Genomic DNA, 16,989 nt, shown 5'->3' on the forward strand with positions numbered 1-16,989 from the left:
CCCGTTTCAGATTTTGCAGGCGGCCTTGTGTCCGGCCGCTTCGTCTCAAGCTGCCTGATGGGCCGCGCTGCGCGCAGCCATCCCGGCATCAAAAGCCTCTCCCATGATCTCGGTCGATGGGGCAAGGCCGGTGAACAACTCGAAGGCGTCGGCAGCCTGGTAGATCGCGAGTTCGCGGCCGGTCATGATTCGGGCGCCTTTCTCTCGCGCCGCGGCAAGCAGCGGCGTGATCAGCGGCGAATAGACGGCGTCGGCGGCCCACAGGTCCGCCCTGAGCAGCGCCGCCGGTACCGGCGTGTCCCGGCTCGGCAGCATGCCGACCGGCGTGCCGTTGACGAGACCGGTGGCGCCATCGAGCGCGTCTTCGACGCTGGCGGCAGCGCGGGCGCCGCCGCGCGGGGCGAGCAGAGCGACCAGCTTTTCGGCGCGCGCCGGCTCGCTGTCGAAAACTCGGATGTCGGCCACGTTCAAGCTCGCCAGCGCAAATGCGATGGCCTTGCCGACGCCACCAGCGCCAATCACCGCGACGGCGTTGCCGGACGGCGCCAGCATTGGCGCCACCGCCCGCGCAAAACCGGTGGTATCGGTGTTGTGACCGATCAGCCGGCCGTCCCTGACGACGACGGTGTTGACCGCGCCCATGCCGGCTGCACCCGGCGCCAGCGCGTCGAGCAGCGGGACCACAGCCTCCTTGTAGGGATAGGTGACGTTGACGCCGGCAAAGCCGAGCCGCCGCACGCCTTCGAGCATCATGCGGAGCCCGGCCGCGTCGGCGCCGGCGACCTCGATGAGCTGGTAATGGCCGCGCAGGCCGAGCGCCTCGGCGGCGCGCTCATGCATGGCGGGGGAGGCGGAATGCGCGATCGGCGCGCCGATCAGGCCGGTGAGAAGCTTCCTGCTGGCGTCGCATCCGCGCTTCGACATGGTTCGTCATCGTCTCGTTGGGAACGTCCGGTCTCGGCTGCTAGCGGGGAAATCCGCGTAATTCCTGCTGTGACGATAGCCTTTCCCTCGCCTAACACAATTACCCATTTAATCGGCAAACCTAACATCATGTTATTTCTTCCGGACCCGTGCCGGAGCGGCCCTGCTGTTGCCGCGGGACGGCTCGACCGCGCGCATCTCGCTGCGCAGGGACTCGATGAAATACTCGGCGTGCAGCGACAGCGGCGTACCGCGCTTGACTGCGATGTAGGTGTCGAACCGCGTCGGCTCGGTGATCTTCAACAGCTCGATCCCGGGATAGCCGCCATGGGCGACCGTGAACTGGTCGATGACGGCGATGCCGAGCCCCGCCTTCACCAGCGCGCAGACCGTGGTGCCGAAGCGCGCGCGGATGGTGATGTCGAAGTCGAGCCGGTTGCGGGCAAAGATCCCGGCCATGATCCGCCCGTAGGGATCGTTGGGATCGATGCCGATCAGGGGATAACGGGTGATCTCGGCGGCCGAGACCTGCTTGCGGCCGGCGAGTTCGTGGCCCGGCGGCACGATGCAATAGAGCTCGCCCGAGGCGAGCGGCATGAAGTCGAGCCCGGAATGCTCCAGCCGGTAGCTCATCGCCACGCACTCGCCGCGGCCGAGCATCAGGTAGTCGATGGCCTCCTCGAGCTTGAGGATGTTGATGTCGATGCCGAGATCGGGATAGCGGCGGCGGACCCGCTCGATCGCGCGCGGCACCATCACCTGCGAGATGCTGGGCACGGAGCCGATGCGCAGCTCCGACAGGCCGCCGCGGCCGATCTTGGAGATGATCTCGGAGAGATCGTCGACCTTCTTGTAGACCCCGTTGATCTGTTCGAAGATGCTCTCGGCTTCCGGCGTCGGGAAGTAGCGGCCGTTCTGGCGCTGAAAGAAGCGGATGCCGAGCGAGCGCTCGGTGTATTTGACGAGGCGGCTGATCCCGGGCGCCGACACGTTGAGCAGCTTCGCAGCAGCGCCGATGGTGCCCGTCACCATCACGGCACGGATCACTTCAACCTGGCGCAGCGTCATCATGGCCTGAGCATCCGAAAGACGATCGTGGCGGTGATCATCTCACGAGAGCCGTGATGTCATCCAGCGGCAAGTGAGCGTTGATGTGGCGGGAGGAGGCCGGTCGCTCTCGTGTCCCGACTCTGCGGCGCATCGTCGAAGAGATGCTGCGCCGCGTCCGGGGCACGAGGGCGCGGCCGGGCGCTTCAATCTGTTCCAGCAGGAGAAGGCGAAGATCTTCCTGGTCAGAGTGTTTCGATTGGATCTGCGCGTTCAAACGGCAGGGCCGCGTCGTCGCGCGATCTGTTGCACCGGCGCCGTCTGTCGCAACTGCGTTCTAGCTCGCCGGACCCTCGGGCAATACGCTCTCGGCCAGTTCCGCACGCTCGCTTTGCAGCACCTCGCGCGCAAACTCGATGATCTTCTGCTTGTTTGCCGTTTCGCGGATGGCGAAAAACACGCGATTCAATTCCAGGCCGAGCACGCTGTTGAGGGCCATGTCCTCGTCTTCCATCGTGGCTTTCCCGCTTCGGACGTCTCAGGTGTATCGCGATGCCAATTCTGCCACAAGTAGCTTGAACCTTCCGAGTGGATGAGCACCGGGAAACTACGGCCGCAGCGAATTGAGGCCGTCCGCAATTACGTGCTATACGGGAGGGGCGAGGGTCAGGAAACGTACCGATGTCCGCCGTAGACTATGGCCGGGAGGCGCTCGACTTCATCGAAGGCCTGCAGGCCTACCGCAAGGTACCGGAAGCCATGAATGCGCTCGAGGTGGCCTTTGGTCGCTTCGGCTTCGAAACCATCATCGTGACGGGATTGCCCAATCCCGACCAGCGGTTTGCCCAGATGGTGCTCGCCAAGCGCTGGCCGGCGGGGTGGTTCAGCCTCTACACCGAGAACAATTACGATCGCGTCGACCCAGTGGTGCGCTTGTGCCGGCAATCGGTCAATCCGTTCGAGTGGTCGGAAGCACCCTATGATGCCGAACTCGAGCCGAACGCAGCCGAAGTGATGAATCGTGCCAGCGAGTTTCGGATGTCGCGCGGCTTCATCGTGCCGATCCACGGGCTGACCGGCTATGAGGCCGCGGTGTCGCTCGGCGGCGTCCATCTCGACCTCAATCCCCGCAGCAAGCCGGCGCTGCACCTGATGGCGATGTATGGCTTCGACCACATCCGACGTCTGCTCGAGCCGGTGCCGCATCCGTCGACGCGCCTCACCCCGCGCGAGCGGGAGGTGATCGCCTGGGCCTCGCAGGGGAAGTCGGCCTGGGAGATCGGCGAGATCCTGCACATCACGCAGCGCACCGCCGAAGAGCATCTTGCAACTGCCGCGCGCAAGCTCGGCGCCGTCAACCGTACGCATGCGGTGGCGCTGGCGATTCGGAACAAGATCATCAATCCCTGAGCGCCGTACTGGGAAATTTCCCAATACCGGATCTGCGCCTTTTCGCAGAGTCTGCCTCCATTGAGGATGAATGGGGGTTTTCATGATTCACGCAATTTCCGCGGTAAATCGTCACCTTTATGAAGACGTGATCGAGCAGCATTTCCGGTTGCGTCACGACATCTTCGTCGAGGAGCGTCACTGGGAACCGCTACGCAGGCCGGATAGCCGCGAGATCGATTCCTATGACGACGAGGACACCGTGTATCTGCTGGCGCTGGAAGGGCGCCGCGTCGTCGGTGGTCACCGGCTCTACCCGACGACCAAGCCTTCGATGATGAGCGAGGTCTTTCCGCATCTGGCGTCGGTGCGCGGATGCCCCGCCGATCCGCTGGTCTGGGAATGGTCGCGCTACTTCATCGTGCGTGACCGCCGCGACGGCGCGCTCAACCTGCAACTCATGGCGGCGGTGCAGGAGTTCTGTCTCAATCAGGGTATCGCGCAGGTCAGCGCGATCATGGAAACCTGGTGGTTGCCGCGCTTCCACGAAGCCGGCTTCGTCGTGACCCCGCTGGGCCTGCCGGCCCTGGTGGAGAACGCATGGACCATGGCGGCGACCATCGACATTCGTCGGCAGACGCTCGATGCCCTGCGTGATCGTATCGGCCTGGCTGCGGTCGTGCGCCAGGACGGTCCGCGTCTGGATGCGGTCGCCCGCGCCAACCTCTGCGGCCTCGCCGCGCAACGAAAGAGCGCCTGAGATGTCGAACATGATGCGGGACAGCCAGATCATGGCGCAAACGAAGGACGAGAATCTCGGCTACATGTCCGACATGGCGCTCGAGCTGGCGCAGATGGCGGACGATTCCGGATTGGCGACGCTCGCCTATCTGTTTCGGATGGCAGCGCTGGAAGCCTCGACGGCCAACAGCATGCTCGCCGATCCGGACGACTATCCCCGGCAGATGACGTCGCACTGAAGCATGATCCGGAAAAGTGCGCAGCAATTGTCCCTCGCGACAAACGCGGAACGCGTTTGCGCGGGGATCATGCTTGAGCGACAATCCAAAGCGCGATGACGATTCATCCTCATCGCATCGCGCTTTAGACTTCCCTGCATTCCGACGAGTTTCGCACCCTCTCTTCGGCCCGCCGGCGAGAGGGTGATCGTTCGGGTGCGGCAGGTTGCCCCACCCTGCACGGCAGCTTTCTTGCAAGGGCGATGTCGATCGCATGCATCGGCATGCAACAAAGTGCATGTTTGGTGTCGAATCGCTCTTGCCTCGGAACGATACTGCCATTACCCATTTTTCCGCCTTGAAGAGGCAGGGGGAGCTCTTTCACTGATGGCGACCGTGTTCGAACATCGGCGCGACACTGCGTGCGCCTGAAAGAGTCTTGATGCTGCTCGTCGTCGAACAGTTCCTGAACGGATTGCAGTTCGGTCTGCTGCTGTTTCTGCTCGCGGCCGGACTGACGCTGGTGTTCGGGATCATGGATCTCGTCAACCTTGCGCACGGCTCGCTCTACATGATGGGCGCCTATTTCGCCGCGACCTTCGCGGCCTGGACCGGCAGCTTCCTGCTCGGCGCGCTGATGGCGCTAGGGGCCACACTCGTGCTCGGCGTCGTGCTGGAGGTGACGGCGTTGCGGCACCTCTATGGCCGCGACCATCTCGACCATGTGCTCGCGACCTTCGGCCTGATCCTGTTCTTCAACGAAGCCGTGCGGCTGATCTGGGGGCCGGCCGGGCTTGCGCTGCCGCTGCCGGCCTGGCTCACCGTGCCGGTGCCGATCCTGCCCGGCATTCACTATCCCGCCTATCGCCTCGCCATCATCGTCGTGGCGCTGCTGGTCGCGCTCCTGCTCTATCTCGGCGTGATGCGCACCCGCATCGGCATGCTGATCCGGGCCGGCGCCTCCAACCGCGAGATGATCGGTGCGCTCGGCATCAACATCAAGCTGCTCTACACGCTGGTGTTCGGCCTGGGGGCGGCGCTCGCAGGCCTTGCCGGCCTGATGCAGGCGCCGATCCTCACCGTGCAGATCGGCATGGGCGAGAACATCCTGATCCTCGCCTTCGTCATCATCGTGATCGGCGGTATCGGCTCGATCCGCGGCGCATTCCTCGCCGCGATCTTCGTCGGCATGATCGACACGCTCGGCCGCGCCTTCCTGCCGAACCTGCTGCGGCAGGTGCTGAGCGGCGCCGCCGCCTCCACCGCCGCGCCGGCACTGTCGTCCATGCTGATCTACCTCCTGATGGCGATCGTGCTGGTGGTGCGGCCGGAGGGGCTGTTTCCGGCCAATCGTCGATGAAGGCTTTCACGGTGAGCAAGGCCGTCACGGTCCTTTTGCTGGCGGGCCTCGTGCTGCTGCCGCTCTATTCGCAGCTCTCCGGCGACATCTTCATCCTGACGCTGTTCACCCGCATCATCATCCTGGCGCTGGCGGCTGCGAGCCTCAACCTCATCATGGGTTTCGGCGGCATGATGAGCTTCGGCCATGCCGCCTATCTCGGCATCGGCGGCTACGCCGTCGGCATGCTCGCGCAGGAGGGCGTAGGTTCCGGCTTCATCCAGTTTCCGGTCGCGCTGGCGGCCTCCGCGATCTTCGCGCTCGTGATCGGTGCGCTCTCGCTTCGCACCCGCGGCGTTTATTTCATCATGATCACGCTCGCCTTCGCCCAGATGGCCTATTACGTCGCCTCGGGGCTGGCGCGTTACGGCGGCGACGACGGCCTGACCATCTACAAGCGCAGCGACTTCTCCGGCCTAATCGATCTCGGCAATCGCGTGGAGTTCTACTATCTCTGCCTCGCCTGCCTGTTCGGGGGCATCTTCCTGATCTGGCGCATCGTCAATTCGCGCTTCGGCCTCGTCGTGCAGGGCCTGCGTTCCAACGAGCAGCGCATGCAGGCGATCGGCTTCCCTGCCAAGCGCTACCAGCTGGTCTGCTTCGTCATATCGGGCACCATGTGCGGCCTTGCCGGCGCGCTGCTCGCCAACAACACCGATTTCGTCAGCCCGGCCGTGATGTACTGGACGCGTTCCGGCGACCTCATGGTGATGGTGATCCTCGGGGGCATGGGCACGCTGATCGGCCCGGTCATGGGCGCCGTGGTGTTCCTGCTGCTTGAAGAGTTCCTGTCGCAGATCACCGAATACTGGGCGCTGATCATGGGCCCGCTGTTGCTGCTGATCGTGCTGTTCGGCCGCGGCGGCATCATGGGCATGCTCGGGAGGGCTGGCCGTGGTTGAACCCCTGCTTCGTGTCAAAAAGCTGGTGCGCCGCTTCGGCGGCATCATTGCGACCGATAATGTCTCGCTCGACGTCGCGGCCAGCGAGCTGCACGCCATCATCGGCCCGAACGGCGCCGGCAAGACGACGCTGATCAGCCAGCTCACCGGGCATCTTTCCCCGCATTCCGGCAGCGTCTTGCTCGGTGGCCGCGACATCACCTATCTGCCGGCCTATCGCCGCTGTGCGCTCGGGCTCGCCCGTTCGTTCCAGATCACCTCGCTGCTGCTCGACTTCACCGCCGCCGACAACGTCGCGCTGGCGGCGCAGGCCCATGCCGGCACGTCGTTCCGCTTCTTCGCCAATGCGCGCAAGGAGAGAGGCCTGCGTGATGTCGCCCACGCCGCGCTCGACCGCGTCGGCCTCGGTCATCGCGCCGACGTCGTGGTGAACAGGCTCAGCCATGGCGAGCGTCGCGAGCTCGAGCTGGCGGTTGCGCTCGCGAGCAGGCCGAAATTGCTGCTGCTGGACGAGCCGATGGCCGGCCTCGGCGTCACCGAATCCCAGCGCATGGTGAAGCTGCTCCAGGAGCTGCGCAAGGAAGTGTCGATCGTGCTGGTCGAGCACGACATGCCGGCGGTGTTCGCGCTCGCCGACCGCATCTCGGTGCTGGTCTATGGCCGCGTCATCGCCTCCGGCGATCCGGCCGCGATCCGGCAGAACGAGGACGTCAAGCGGGCCTATCTCGGCGATCAGCATGTGGTGACGCATCATGGCTGACACGCTGCTCGACGTCGACGGCATCGAGACCTGCTACGGCCTGTCCCAGGTGCTGTTCGGCCTGTCGCTGTCGATCAAGCCGGGCGAGATGGTCTCGCTGATGGGCCGCAACGGCATGGGCAAGACCACCACCATCCGCTCCATCATGGGTCTGACGCCGGCACGCGCAGGCAGCATTCGCTTCGCCGGCGCCGAGGCGCGACAGCTTCCGTCCTACAGAATTGCAAAGCTCGGCGTCGGTCTCGTCCCCGAGGGCCGCCAGATCTTCCCGAACCTCACCGTGCGCGAAAACCTGGTTGCGGCCGCCGCCGACCGCTTCGGCAGCAGCAATCCCTGGACGCTCGCGGCAATCTACGTGCTGTTTCCGCGGCTCGCCGAGCGCGCGTCCAATATGGGCAATCAGCTCTCCGGCGGCGAGCAGCAGATGCTCGCCATCGGCCGCGCGTTGATGACCAACCCGAAGCTCCTGATCCTGGATGAAGCGACCGAGGGCCTCGCGCCGCTGATCCGCGAAGAGATCTGGAACTGCCTGTCGCTGCTCAAGAGCCGGGGACAGTCGATCCTGGTCGTCGACAAGAACGTCGACCATCTCGCCCGCATCTGCGACCGCCACTACATCATCGAGCGCGGCAAGACGGTGTGGAGCGGCACCTCCGACGAACTGATGGCCGGGCCCGATCTGCAGCATCGGTATCTGGGAATTTGAGCCCGCTCTCACCAATAAATTCCGTGCCGATGCAGCTCGCGGATCACCCGTGCCTCGGTGGATGGCTGCCGGCGCTTCGGCTTGGCGGCTTCGGTCGTGGTCGCCCCCGGCGAAGCGGCGGACCGGGCGGTCGTTGTGGCGGCCGGAGCTGCCGTGGCCGGCGCCGTCGAGGTCGCTGGCACGCTCGTCGCTGTTGACGTTGGCGCGGTCGTCGCCGTCTGCACATTCGTCGGCTGCGATGCCGGAGCCGTTGTGGCGGGCTGCTCGGCCTGCTGGCTGGCACTGCTGGCCGCAAGGCTCAAGCTCCGCGATCCTCCGGCATGGACTTGCGTCCCGAGCAGCGACATCGCGGCGATCAGGATCAGCTTGCGCATGACAATCCCCGTCATCTGGTCAATCCATCTTACCCAATTCGCGTGCCTCAGCGGCTAGCGCGCGAGGCGGTGGACACCGATCTCGATCAGAGTGGTCCGGCAGGACAGGCGATAGATCAGGCTGAAAAATTGACCCCACATGACCGAACTCCGCTGTTGATCATTGGCCGTGGTTGTAGACCGCGTGCCTTTCCGGCGTTTTTCGCGGCACGAGGAAAATGGCTTCGTCCCGGGATGGCACGATGTCGTCGGAACATTCCGGAAGAAGTCGCCTCACGGGAGCGTGAAGCCGTGCATCGCTGGCCCGGATTCCGATAGAGGCCGGTAGTTCTCCCGAGATGAAGCGCGTGCGGCGCAGCGGTATCGTGCGGCGTCCTCAGACTTGGTTATCGAATGAGTCCCGATCGCGAAGACGATCCGCCGATCCTCATCTGCTCGAAATGCAGGCGGCCCATGAAGTTCCTGGCGACACTGCCGGGAATAGTCACCTTGCCCCCGGAGCACGCCTATAATTGCGTTCCGTGCCGTCGCGTCGACACGATACGGCTGAAGTAAGTCACCGGTGCCGGAGTGGGCCGGACCTGCTCAAAACACCTCGAAATACTCGCGATGCTCCCAATCGGTCACCTCGGACAGGAAGCGGTCGATCTCGGCGTTCTTGATGTGGGTGTAGTAGTCGACGAATTCGGCCCCGAGCTTCTCGCGGAAGAACGGGTCGTCCTTCAGCGCGGCGACCGCATCGCGCAATGATTTCGGCAATGGCGGCGCCTTGGTCTCGTAGGGCGTGTCCGCCGAGGCACCGGGATCGAGCTTGCGGTCGATGCCGTCGAGGCCTGAGAGAATCTGCGAGGCCATGTAGAGATAGGGATTGGCGGCGGGCTCGCCGATGCGGTTCTCCAGGCGCGTGGCGGCATCATTGGCGCCACCAAGCACACGGATCATCACGCCGCGATTGTCGCGGCCCCAGATCGCGCGGTCCGGCGCCAGCGAATAGGAGCGGTAGCGCTTGTAGCCGTTGATGGTCGGGGTGCTGAACACGGTCGATGCGCGGGCGTGATCGAGCAGGCCGGCGAGATAGGCCTTGCCGAAGGTGCTGAGCGGCTCACCGCCGTCCTTCGTCATGAACAGGTTGTCGCCGCTCGCGCGCGAGACGATCGACTGATGCAGATGCCAGCCGCTGGCGAACACGTTCGGCAGTTTCGGCCGGCACATGAAGGTGGCGTGATAGCCGTGGCGTTGCGCGATCTGCTTCACCGCGGAGCGGAACAGCACCATGTTGTCGGCGGGCTCGAGCCCCTTCCGCGGCGCAAAAGTGAATTCGCATTGGCTCGGACCGAACTCGACCTCGACCGAGCGCAAGGGCAGTCCGAGCGCGACGATGTCGCGGCGGAGAATCTCCAGCATCGGCTCCATCTGATCGAAGCGCTGCTCGGTGAGATATTGATAGCCGTGGCTGAGCAGGCTCACCGACGGCGGCGTGCCGGGCTGGCCGGCATCCTCCGCGCGCATATGCGGATCGTCGAGCCTGAAGATGTGGAATTCGACCTCGAGGCCGGCGACGAAATCGTGGCCGCGGCCCGCGAGCTCGTCGAGCACCTTGCGGTAGAGCGAGCGCGTTGCGAACGGCACCGGGCGGCCGTCGTTGAAATAGAGGTCGCACAGCACCCAGCCCGTCGCCGGCGCCCACGGCAAGACGCGAAACGTTGCGGGATCTGCGACCATCAGCACGTCGGCCGCGCCCTCCATCTCCTTCATGCCGAAGCCGCCACCCGCAGTGAACACCGGAAACACCGTGCGGTGCGAGGTGTCCTTGGCGAGCATGGTGGTGGTGATGGAGCAGCCGCTCTCCAGCGAGGCGATCGCCTCGGAGGCGATGATGGTCTTGCCGCGCAGGATGCCGTGCTGGTCGGGGAAGGCGAGGCGGATGACTTCGAGATTCTTCTCCTCGACGAGGCGGCGCATGCGCGCCGCCGCGTCCTTCTGCTCATCCGACCACAGCGCATGACGCGCGACGAAAGTCACTCGACTACTCCCCGATAGCTGTCGTTCCGGGATGGTCCGAAGGACCAGACCCGGAACCTCGAGATTCCGGGCTCGATGCTATCGCATCGCCCCGGAATGACGATGCCCCAAAAATCACTCCGCCGCCGTCAGCCGATGCACCTTGCCTTCAATTTCCTTCGGCACCGGTGCCGTCCACGGCGCGCCGCGGCGGCGCTTGACGTCGACTTCCATCCAGTAGGTCTCCCAGCCCCGGGTCGGCCCGATGCCGTCCATTGTCGCCGGGCCCTGGATGCTGCGTGCGTTGGCCTCGTCCAGGAACAGCATCGGCTTCGCGCCGCCGGAGACCTTCTCGATCTCCTGCCGCAGCAGGCGGCGGTATTGCACGATCGCCTTGTCGGATTGTCCGAGATGCTCCCTGGTGCGATCCTGGATCGGGCCCATCGATTCCACCGCCCATTGGTCGTGGACGTTGATGTCGTTGCCCATGCCGGTATAGGTCGCGGTCTGCTGTTCGTGCGGATCGAAACCGTAATCGTTGCTGCTGTTCTTGCGCGACTTGTAGTCGGGCAGTTCATAGAGCTCGAGCCGCTGGTCGCGCATCCTCTGCTTGTCGACCGGGTTCGTGTAGCTGGTGAAGATCGCGTACCAATAGCAGTTCTCGTCGTCGACCGGCACGTGCCACTGCGTGATCGTCATCTCCGTGCTCATGGGAATGACGAAGCCGTGCGGGAACAGCTGGTTGGTGACGCGCACATGGGTGCGCTCCTCGTCGATCTCGCGCAGCGCGATCAGCCTGAGGCCATATTCGGTGTGCTCGACATTGATGATCGGCCGGTCGTATTCGCGCAGGATTTTTGTCATCGGCAGATCAGAGCCTGCCGAGGCGCCGCGGAACTGCTTGCCGTAGGCGGTGGAGGTGTCCTCGTCCTCGAAGAAGCGATGCAGATAGGAGGCGTGCGCGGGATCGATGCCGACCTCGAGCGCCTGCAGCCAGTTACAGGCCATGTGGCCCTTGAAAGCGAAGGTGTGGGAGCCGGGCGCGACAAAACAATCGATCTCCGGGAAGGCCGGCGGCTCACCTTCGCCGAGATAGGCCCAGAGGATGCCGCTCCTTTCCACGACGGGATAGGAGCGCTGGCGGATGTTCTGACAGAGCTTTGAATCCTTCGGCTCGGCCGGGGTCTCGATACACTGGCCGGCGGCGTCGAACAGCCAGCCGTGGAAGGCGCAGCGCAGGCCGCCATGTTCGAGCCGTCCGAAGGCGAGGTCGGCGCCGCGATGGGCGCAGTGGCGATCGATCAGGCCGTAGCGGCCGCTCTCGTCGCGAAACAGCACCAGGTTCTCGCCCAGCAGTTTGACAGGACGGATCGGCCGCGCGCCCTCCAGCTCGTCGACCAGCGCTGCCGGCTGCCAGTAGCTCCGCATCAGCTTGCCGCAGGGGTCCTTGGGCCCGGTGCGGGTGATCAGGTCGTTCTGCTCCTGGCTCATCATGGCGCGTGCATCCTTGTGGAGTAGCGTTTGTTCGCCTATTGAACGAATGGGCGAATTATGACATGTCTTGAAGCGGCAGCAAGCACTATTTTGCAGGATCGTCCCACACCCATGCCCAAGCTGAGGCGAAACGAAAGCGAGGAGCGTGCGACGGACTTTGTCGAGAGCCTCGATCGCGGTCTGCGCCTGATTCAGTGCTTCGGCACGACGGCCGGGCCGATGACGTTGAGCGATCTCGCCCGAGCTGCGGAGCTTCCGCGCGCCACCGCGCGGCGCATGCTGTTCACGCTCCAGCGCGGCGGCTTCGTCTCCGGTGACGGAAAGCTGTTCTCGCTGACGCCGCATGTGCTGACGTTGGCAGCGTCCTACCTGCGCTCGAACCAGCTCGTAGCGGTACTCCAACCCGTGCTCGATCGCATCGCGACCGCCGCACAGGAGATCTCCTCGCTTGCCGTGCTCGACGGCGCTGACGTCGTGTTCATCGCCCGCGGCGGTCCGACGCGAGTCTTCTCGGGTGGTGGCTTGGAGATCGGCTATCGCCTGCCGGCGTTCTGCACCTCCGTCGGCCGGGCCCTGCTCGGCCAGTTCGACGATGCCGATCTCGCCGCGCGGCTGGAGACGATGCCGCGCGAGGCGCTGACGCCGCAGACCGTGACTGATCCGAAGGCGTTGCTCGCGCGCATCGCAGCCGACCGTACGCAGGGCTATTCGCTGGTCGATCGCGAGGCCGAACCGCATTTCCGCTCGATCTCGGTCCCGGTGCGCCGTTACGACAATGTGATCGTCGCCGCCATCAACATGGGTGCCCATGTCGATCGCGTCCCGGAACAGGAATTGATCGATCGTTTTCTGCCGCTGCTGCAGGAGGGGGCGACGTCGCTGCGGTCGCAACTCCTGTAGCTGCATTCCCGTTGTCTCGAAGCCGGTGCTATAATGGTTCCAAGCATGAGAGAACAGGGAGGACGCCATGCACCATACCATGGTTCCCAGTGATCGCGTGGAGCGTGTCGCCGTCTATGGACGCGACGGGACGAGGCTCGGCACGATCGAGCGGCTAATGCTCGACAAGCTGAGTGGAATGGTTGCCTATGCGGTGATCAAGACCGGTGGACTGCTTGGCACCCATCATCACTACCCTCTCCAGTGGAGCGCGCTGAAATACGACCCAAGCCGCGAGGCGTTCCAGATCGAGTTGACGCTGGACGAACTCAGCAGCGGCCCGTGCGAGTTCGATGGCGATGCGTTCGACTGGGGCGACCGTTCGCGGTCCTACCCGCATCCGCATTACTGGTCGATCTAGCGGGTAAGCCGGCCTGGCAGCCCGCATTCTCGGCATGGGCTGGCGGGGCTCGAACTGCGGCCGTCGACCGCGTCTGACGTGATCGTCCGGTTATCCGGCGAGCGGCTCTTCGCCCACTTTGGGCCAATAGGTGCCAAAGCTCCAGAGGTTGCCCTCCGGATCGCGCGCGGCGAAATCGCGGCTGCCATAATCGGTTGTGTAGGGCTCCATTTCGATCTTCGCACCAGCGGCTTTCACCTTCTCGTAGAGCGCGTCGGGATCATCAACAGCCAGATACACGGCATCTGTCCGCCGGCCGCTGATGTCCCCAACCCGCTTGGCGTGGGCGTCGTCGCGATGCGCCCCCAGCATGAGAATCGACGATCCGAACGCCAGCTCGGCGTGAATGACCGTGCCTTCCCTGCGGTACACCACGCGTTCGGCGAAGCCGAGAACGTTCTTCAGCCAGGCGATCATCGCCTCCGCATCCTTGCAGCGCATGGTATGGTAGAGGCGCGGTGCTTCGTAGCCGTTCGGCTGGTTCATGAAACTCTCCAAGTCCGGTGCAAGTTCGGCGCAAGTCCTTGCAAGCTTGTTGCGAGCCGACCCTAGTTCGGATCATGGCGGCAGGCTTGAACAAATGGGACTTGAGCGTTGCCTCGCGCCGTCCTGGCGGCTAGCCGCCGCCGTCCCGCATCAGGCGTGGATCGACGACATCGAGCCGCGCGGCCCATCCGGTCGGCGTCTCGCCGCTGAATATCCGGAAATCGCGAGCAAGATGCGCCTGGTCCGCATAGCCGGCGTCTGCTGCAATTGTGGCCCAGCCGCCTGCGCCGTTCGTCCGGGCCAGCGCACAGGCCCGATGAAAGCGCAGCATCCGGGCCAGCGTCTTTGGCGGAACGCCGATCTCGTTGTGGAAGCGACGCGTGAGATGCTTGCGGCTCCAGCCGATGTCGGAGGCGATGTCGGCGATCTTGATCGCGCCTGCGCGTCCCCAGAGCGCCTCCAGGGCGAAAGCTACCGCTGGCGAAGGCTCGTGCACGGCGCGGCGAAGCACGAAGTCTTCCACGATCTCGAATCGCCGCAGCCAGCCGACTGCCTCGGCCACCCTGGCGCGGAGGTTCTCACCATCCCGTCCGAGAATGTCGTCAAGGCCGACCATGCGGGCGGTCAAATCGGGCACGGCTCCTCCGAAGAAGCGATACGCCCCGAGCGGCGTGAAATCGACCTGAACGCATTCGGCGCGGCCGTCGGATTCGATCAGGACAGGCCCGGGAAAGAGACCCGCCGCGAAACTCGGCCGCGCGTCGGCAGCATCTGGTTGCTGCCCGAGCGCAATGCGGAAGGGCGTTCCCAAGTTCACCAGCAGAGGAAGCGCAAGCGGAGCGGCGTGGCGGAAGGCGGCCAGGCCGAGGCCGCGCTCGCGGTAGAACGAGATGCTGGAAACCAGCCGCGCAAGCCGTGGTGAGGCAGATCGACGGATGACATCGGCAGTTGCGTCCATCGCGCGTCTCGCTCGTTCGCGCCCAGCATAGCGTCGCGATGGCGCCCGTCCAAGTCTATCGCTACGGGACCGTGCTCTGCCGCGCTTCCGCCTCACGCTCCATGTCGCGGCCCGACAGATCCTCTCCCTGCATGTTGGCGTAGTCACGCGCCATCTCGCGCATCAGGAACTTTGCCGGGACGTCGTGATAGGTGCCGCGGTCGTTGACGTATTGCATGTAGGCGCGGCCTTCGCCGTCGAAGGGGTGCAGCAGCGCATCGGTTTGGCCATCGAAATCGAGCGGGACCACGCCGACCTTGGCGCAGAGCGTGTCGTTGAACGTCGGCGTCGCCTTGCGCCAGGCGCCGTCGACATGCACCTCGGTAAAACCGTGCCAGGTGAAGATGTCGGTGCCCATGCTCGCGCGCAGTTTCTCCGTGGTGAGATGGTTCTTCACGTCGGCAAAGCCGACACGGGCGGGAATGCCGTGGACGCGGCAGGCGGCTGCATAGAGAGCAGCCTTGCCGACGCAATAACCTTGTCCGGCGGCGAGCACGCTCGAGGCACGAAAGGTCTCGGCCACGCGCATGCTGACGTAGGGGTTGTAACGGATCCCGTCGCGCACCGCCTTGTAGAGGACGCGGGCCTTCTCGCGCGCGCTCGCATCCGCGCGCACCGCGTCTTTCGCGAATTGTTGCACCGTGGGATGATCGCTGTCGATGTACTCACCGGGATCGGTGTAGAGACGGCGGATGGTATCGGGGAGGGTGTCGGTCATATCGAGAGCTTAGCAGGCGATTTGTCCGGAGTTCAATTCAAGCAATGCATGGCGCATTGCGCGAGAGCATGGGTGCGTCCTCAATTTGCGTCGAGGCGCTGCCGTATCAGGGCCGGTTGCGCATCCAGTCGGCGAGGCCCGACATCGCGCGATCGAGATCCTGGCGCGCGGCGATATCACTCACCGCCTCTTCCAGCGCCCCACGCATGCAGAGCATCCACGCATCGCGCTCGGCATCGCCGATGGCAAAGCCGATGTGCCGCTGCCGTAATCGCGGATGGCCTTTCTCGGGGGAATAGAGCTTCGGGCCGCCCGTCCATTCGGTGAGATAGCGCTTCAAGACGTCCCGGATCGGACCGAGGTCGTCCGCATGCATCGCCCGGATGACTTTCGCTTCCGGTAGCACGTCCATGCGCTCGTAGAAGCGGTCGACGAGGGCGTCGATCGCTGCGCTGCCGCCGATCCGATCGAACAGGGAGGTGGTCGCGTCGATATCGGTCATGCGAGGACGGAGCTCAAAGCGCGACGCTGCGCAGGCCGAAGCTGCGGGCGTCGTTCTGCAGCACCGGCCGCACCGCATCGATCAGCCGTGCGGCAGCTGCATCGACCGACAGCCCAGCCGTATCCACCACGGCCGTTGCGCGCGAATACAGCGACTCGCGGCTGAGCAGGATGTTGCGCAACTCCGCCATTGCGGAGCGATCGTCGGCCATCGGGCGCAGGTCGCCCTGGCGGCGGACGCGCGCCATGTGCTCCTCGGGCTCGGCCTTCAGCCAGATCGTGTAGAACGAGGTCAGGACCTGGTCGAAGGTCAGCGGTTCGGAGACGATGCCGCCGCCGGTTGCCAGCACCATCAACTCGTTGCGCGCGAGCAGCTGTTGCAGCGCCGCCTGCTCCATGCGGCGAAAGCCTTCCTGGCCGTACAGCGCGATGATCTCGGCGACCGAGAGGCCGTTCTGCTGCTCGACCTCCTTGTTGAGCTCGACGAAGCTCCAGCCGATCTTCTTCGCCAGGATCTTGCCGAGCGTGGACTTGCCGGCGCCGCGCAGGCCGATCAGCGCGATGCCGCAGAATGGCGCGCGCCGGGCTGCGGAGGCGCTGCCTCCGGCGAGCAGATCCTTGGCCTGCGCAATCTGGGCCGGCGTCGCCTTGCGCAAGAGGTCGCGAAACATCTGCCAGTCCGGCGTCGGATCGGTCGAGGGGAGCAGATCTTCGAGGTGCGCGCCCATCGCATCCGAGACGCGGCGCAGCAGCACGATGGAGACGTTGCCCTTGCCGCTTTCGAGCTGCGCGATGTAGCGCTCCGAGATCCCTGACACCTTGGCGAGCACCTTGCGCGACATGCCGCGCAGCGCGCGCATGGTGCGCACGCGTTGGCCGAGCTGTTCGAGGAAACGGGATTCGGCGTCGGGACTGTCGGTCATGAGCCTTCTTTAGCGGATGCCTCTTGAAGGAGGTCCTGCGGCGCGTTTTAATGAAACATAGTGCCTGCTG

20 protein-coding genes are annotated in these 16,989 nt (G+C 64.7%); 9 read left to right on the top strand and 11 right to left on the bottom strand.

Features of this window, described 5'->3' with window-relative positions:
- Positions 1-45: 45 nt before the first annotated feature.
- From XH87_RS07560 to XH87_RS07570, 3 genes are all read right to left on the bottom strand, one after another.
- Positions 46-924, bottom strand: a complete 879-nt coding sequence (locus XH87_RS07560; RefSeq protein WP_271586764.1) for a shikimate dehydrogenase — start codon at positions 922-924, stop codon at positions 46-48.
- Between the two features lie 132 nt (positions 925-1,056).
- The gene (locus XH87_RS07565; protein ID WP_271586765.1) at positions 1,057-1,995 is read right to left on the bottom strand and encodes a LysR family transcriptional regulator; all 939 of its coding nucleotides are present in this window, start codon (positions 1,993-1,995) and stop codon (positions 1,057-1,059) included.
- Positions 1,996-2,308: 313 nt separating this feature from the next.
- Entirely contained in the window at positions 2,309-2,485 is a 177-nt protein-coding gene (locus tag XH87_RS07570) for a hypothetical protein (protein WP_035703460.1), read from the bottom strand.
- A gap of 167 nt (positions 2,486-2,652) precedes the next feature.
- Between XH87_RS07570 and XH87_RS07575 the strand changes: the two genes are divergently transcribed.
- The 7 genes from XH87_RS07575 (at position 2,653) to XH87_RS07605 (ending at position 8,086) form a co-directional block, all read left to right on the top strand.
- Positions 2,653-3,381, top strand: a complete 729-nt coding sequence (locus XH87_RS07575) for a helix-turn-helix transcriptional regulator (protein ID WP_158668758.1) — start codon at positions 2,653-2,655, stop codon at positions 3,379-3,381.
- Positions 3,382-3,463: 82 nt separating this feature from the next.
- Positions 3,464-4,120, top strand: a complete 657-nt coding sequence (locus XH87_RS07580) for an acyl-homoserine-lactone synthase (RefSeq protein WP_271586766.1) — start codon at positions 3,464-3,466, stop codon at positions 4,118-4,120.
- 1 nt (position 4,121) lies between these two features.
- Positions 4,122-4,340: a hypothetical protein gene (locus XH87_RS07585; RefSeq protein WP_035703453.1), complete on the top strand. Its 219-nt coding sequence runs from the start codon at positions 4,122-4,124 to the stop codon at positions 4,338-4,340.
- 421 nt (positions 4,341-4,761) lie between these two features.
- Entirely contained in the window at positions 4,762-5,679 is a 918-nt protein-coding gene (locus tag XH87_RS07590) for a branched-chain amino acid ABC transporter permease (RefSeq protein ID WP_035703451.1), read from the top strand.
- Entirely contained in the window at positions 5,676-6,620 is a 945-nt protein-coding gene (locus XH87_RS07595; RefSeq protein ID WP_271586767.1) for a branched-chain amino acid ABC transporter permease, read from the top strand. Before XH87_RS07590 ends, XH87_RS07595 begins: the two co-directional genes overlap by 4 nt.
- Positions 6,613-7,380: an ABC transporter ATP-binding protein gene (locus tag XH87_RS07600; RefSeq protein WP_271586768.1), complete on the top strand. Its 768-nt coding sequence runs from the start codon at positions 6,613-6,615 to the stop codon at positions 7,378-7,380. The genes XH87_RS07595 and XH87_RS07600 overlap by 8 nt, the downstream gene beginning before the upstream one ends.
- Entirely contained in the window at positions 7,373-8,086 is a 714-nt protein-coding gene (locus XH87_RS07605) for an ABC transporter ATP-binding protein (protein ID WP_035703446.1), read from the top strand. Before XH87_RS07600 ends, XH87_RS07605 begins: the two co-directional genes overlap by 8 nt.
- A gap of 8 nt (positions 8,087-8,094) precedes the next feature.
- On the opposite strand, the gene XH87_RS07610 is transcribed toward XH87_RS07605, so the two are convergent.
- The 3 genes from XH87_RS07610 to XH87_RS07620 all read right to left on the bottom strand — a co-directional run bounded on the left by XH87_RS07610 (position 8,095) and on the right by XH87_RS07620 (position 11,955).
- Entirely contained in the window at positions 8,095-8,475 is a 381-nt protein-coding gene (locus XH87_RS07610; protein WP_442868241.1) for a hypothetical protein, read from the bottom strand.
- Positions 8,476-9,045: 570 nt separating this feature from the next.
- On the bottom strand, positions 9,046-10,482 hold the full coding sequence (locus XH87_RS07615) for a glutamine synthetase family protein (RefSeq protein WP_271586769.1): 1,437 nt from the start codon (positions 10,480-10,482) through the stop codon (positions 9,046-9,048).
- Between the two features lie 114 nt (positions 10,483-10,596).
- The gene (locus XH87_RS07620) at positions 10,597-11,955 is read right to left on the bottom strand and encodes an aromatic ring-hydroxylating dioxygenase subunit alpha (RefSeq protein WP_035703440.1); all 1,359 of its coding nucleotides are present in this window, start codon (positions 11,953-11,955) and stop codon (positions 10,597-10,599) included.
- Positions 11,956-12,066: 111 nt separating this feature from the next.
- On the opposite strand from XH87_RS07620, the gene XH87_RS07625 reads away from it, so the two are divergent.
- Positions 12,067-12,855: an IclR family transcriptional regulator domain-containing protein gene (locus XH87_RS07625; RefSeq protein WP_271586770.1), complete on the top strand. Its 789-nt coding sequence runs from the start codon at positions 12,067-12,069 to the stop codon at positions 12,853-12,855.
- A 67-nt stretch (positions 12,856-12,922) separates the two neighbouring features.
- Entirely contained in the window at positions 12,923-13,255 is a 333-nt protein-coding gene (locus XH87_RS07630) for a PRC-barrel domain-containing protein (RefSeq protein WP_035703433.1), read from the top strand.
- A 90-nt stretch (positions 13,256-13,345) separates the two neighbouring features.
- On the opposite strand, the gene XH87_RS07635 is transcribed toward XH87_RS07630, so the two are convergent.
- From XH87_RS07635 to XH87_RS07655, 5 genes are all read right to left on the bottom strand, one after another.
- Positions 13,346-13,780, bottom strand: coding sequence for a VOC family protein (locus XH87_RS07635; protein ID WP_271586771.1), 435 nt, complete (start codon positions 13,778-13,780; stop codon positions 13,346-13,348).
- Positions 13,781-13,910: 130 nt separating this feature from the next.
- Entirely contained in the window at positions 13,911-14,738 is an 828-nt protein-coding gene (locus XH87_RS07640) for a helix-turn-helix domain-containing protein (RefSeq protein WP_271586772.1), read from the bottom strand.
- Positions 14,739-14,799: 61 nt separating this feature from the next.
- Positions 14,800-15,495 carry a transglutaminase-like domain-containing protein gene (locus tag XH87_RS07645; protein WP_271586773.1) on the bottom strand — a complete coding sequence of 232 codons (696 nt, stop codon included), beginning with the start codon at positions 15,493-15,495 and terminating at the stop codon, positions 14,800-14,802.
- A 106-nt stretch (positions 15,496-15,601) separates the two neighbouring features.
- Positions 15,602-15,997 (bottom strand): group II truncated hemoglobin, encoded by a 396-nt coding sequence (locus XH87_RS07650; RefSeq protein ID WP_271586774.1) that lies wholly within the window; start codon positions 15,995-15,997, stop codon positions 15,602-15,604.
- A gap of 13 nt (positions 15,998-16,010) precedes the next feature.
- Positions 16,011-16,919: a helix-turn-helix transcriptional regulator gene (locus tag XH87_RS07655; RefSeq protein ID WP_271586775.1), complete on the bottom strand. Its 909-nt coding sequence runs from the start codon at positions 16,917-16,919 to the stop codon at positions 16,011-16,013.
- Between the last annotated feature and the right edge of the window lie 70 nt (positions 16,920-16,989).

Source organism: Bradyrhizobium sp. CCBAU 53415 (assembly GCF_028128735.1).
Taxonomy (GTDB): domain Bacteria; phylum Pseudomonadota; class Alphaproteobacteria; order Rhizobiales; family Xanthobacteraceae; genus Bradyrhizobium.

Coding starts and splice junctions, on each gene's coding strand:
- XH87_RS07560 (WP_271586764.1), bottom strand. CDS start 924: ATGTCGAAGCGCGGATGCGACGCCAGCAGGAAGCTTCTCACCGGCCTG.
- XH87_RS07565 (WP_271586765.1), bottom strand. CDS start 1,995: ATGATGACGCTGCGCCAGGTTGAAGTGATCCGTGCCGTGATGGTGACG.
- XH87_RS07570 (WP_035703460.1), bottom strand. CDS start 2,485: ATGGAAGACGAGGACATGGCCCTCAACAGCGTGCTCGGCCTGGAATTG.
- XH87_RS07575 (WP_158668758.1), top strand. CDS start 2,653: ATGTCCGCCGTAGACTATGGCCGGGAGGCGCTCGACTTCATCGAAGGC.
- XH87_RS07580 (WP_271586766.1), top strand. CDS start 3,464: ATGATTCACGCAATTTCCGCGGTAAATCGTCACCTTTATGAAGACGTG.
- XH87_RS07585 (WP_035703453.1), top strand. CDS start 4,122: ATGTCGAACATGATGCGGGACAGCCAGATCATGGCGCAAACGAAGGAC.
- XH87_RS07590 (WP_035703451.1), top strand. CDS start 4,762: ATGCTGCTCGTCGTCGAACAGTTCCTGAACGGATTGCAGTTCGGTCTG.
- XH87_RS07595 (WP_271586767.1), top strand. CDS start 5,676: ATGAAGGCTTTCACGGTGAGCAAGGCCGTCACGGTCCTTTTGCTGGCG.
- XH87_RS07605 (WP_035703446.1), top strand. CDS start 7,373: ATGGCTGACACGCTGCTCGACGTCGACGGCATCGAGACCTGCTACGGC.
- XH87_RS07610 (WP_442868241.1), bottom strand. CDS start 8,475: ATGACGGGGATTGTCATGCGCAAGCTGATCCTGATCGCCGCGATGTCG.
- XH87_RS07620 (WP_035703440.1), bottom strand. CDS start 11,955: ATGATGAGCCAGGAGCAGAACGACCTGATCACCCGCACCGGGCCCAAG.
- XH87_RS07625 (WP_271586770.1), top strand. CDS start 12,067: ATGCCCAAGCTGAGGCGAAACGAAAGCGAGGAGCGTGCGACGGACTTT.
- XH87_RS07630 (WP_035703433.1), top strand. CDS start 12,923: ATGCACCATACCATGGTTCCCAGTGATCGCGTGGAGCGTGTCGCCGTC.
- XH87_RS07635 (WP_271586771.1), bottom strand. CDS start 13,780: ATGAACCAGCCGAACGGCTACGAAGCACCGCGCCTCTACCATACCATG.
- XH87_RS07640 (WP_271586772.1), bottom strand. CDS start 14,738: ATGGACGCAACTGCCGATGTCATCCGTCGATCTGCCTCACCACGGCTT.
- XH87_RS07645 (WP_271586773.1), bottom strand. CDS start 15,495: ATGACCGACACCCTCCCCGATACCATCCGCCGTCTCTACACCGATCCC.
- XH87_RS07650 (WP_271586774.1), bottom strand. CDS start 15,997: ATGACCGATATCGACGCGACCACCTCCCTGTTCGATCGGATCGGCGGC.
- XH87_RS07655 (WP_271586775.1), bottom strand. CDS start 16,919: ATGACCGACAGTCCCGACGCCGAATCCCGTTTCCTCGAACAGCTCGGC.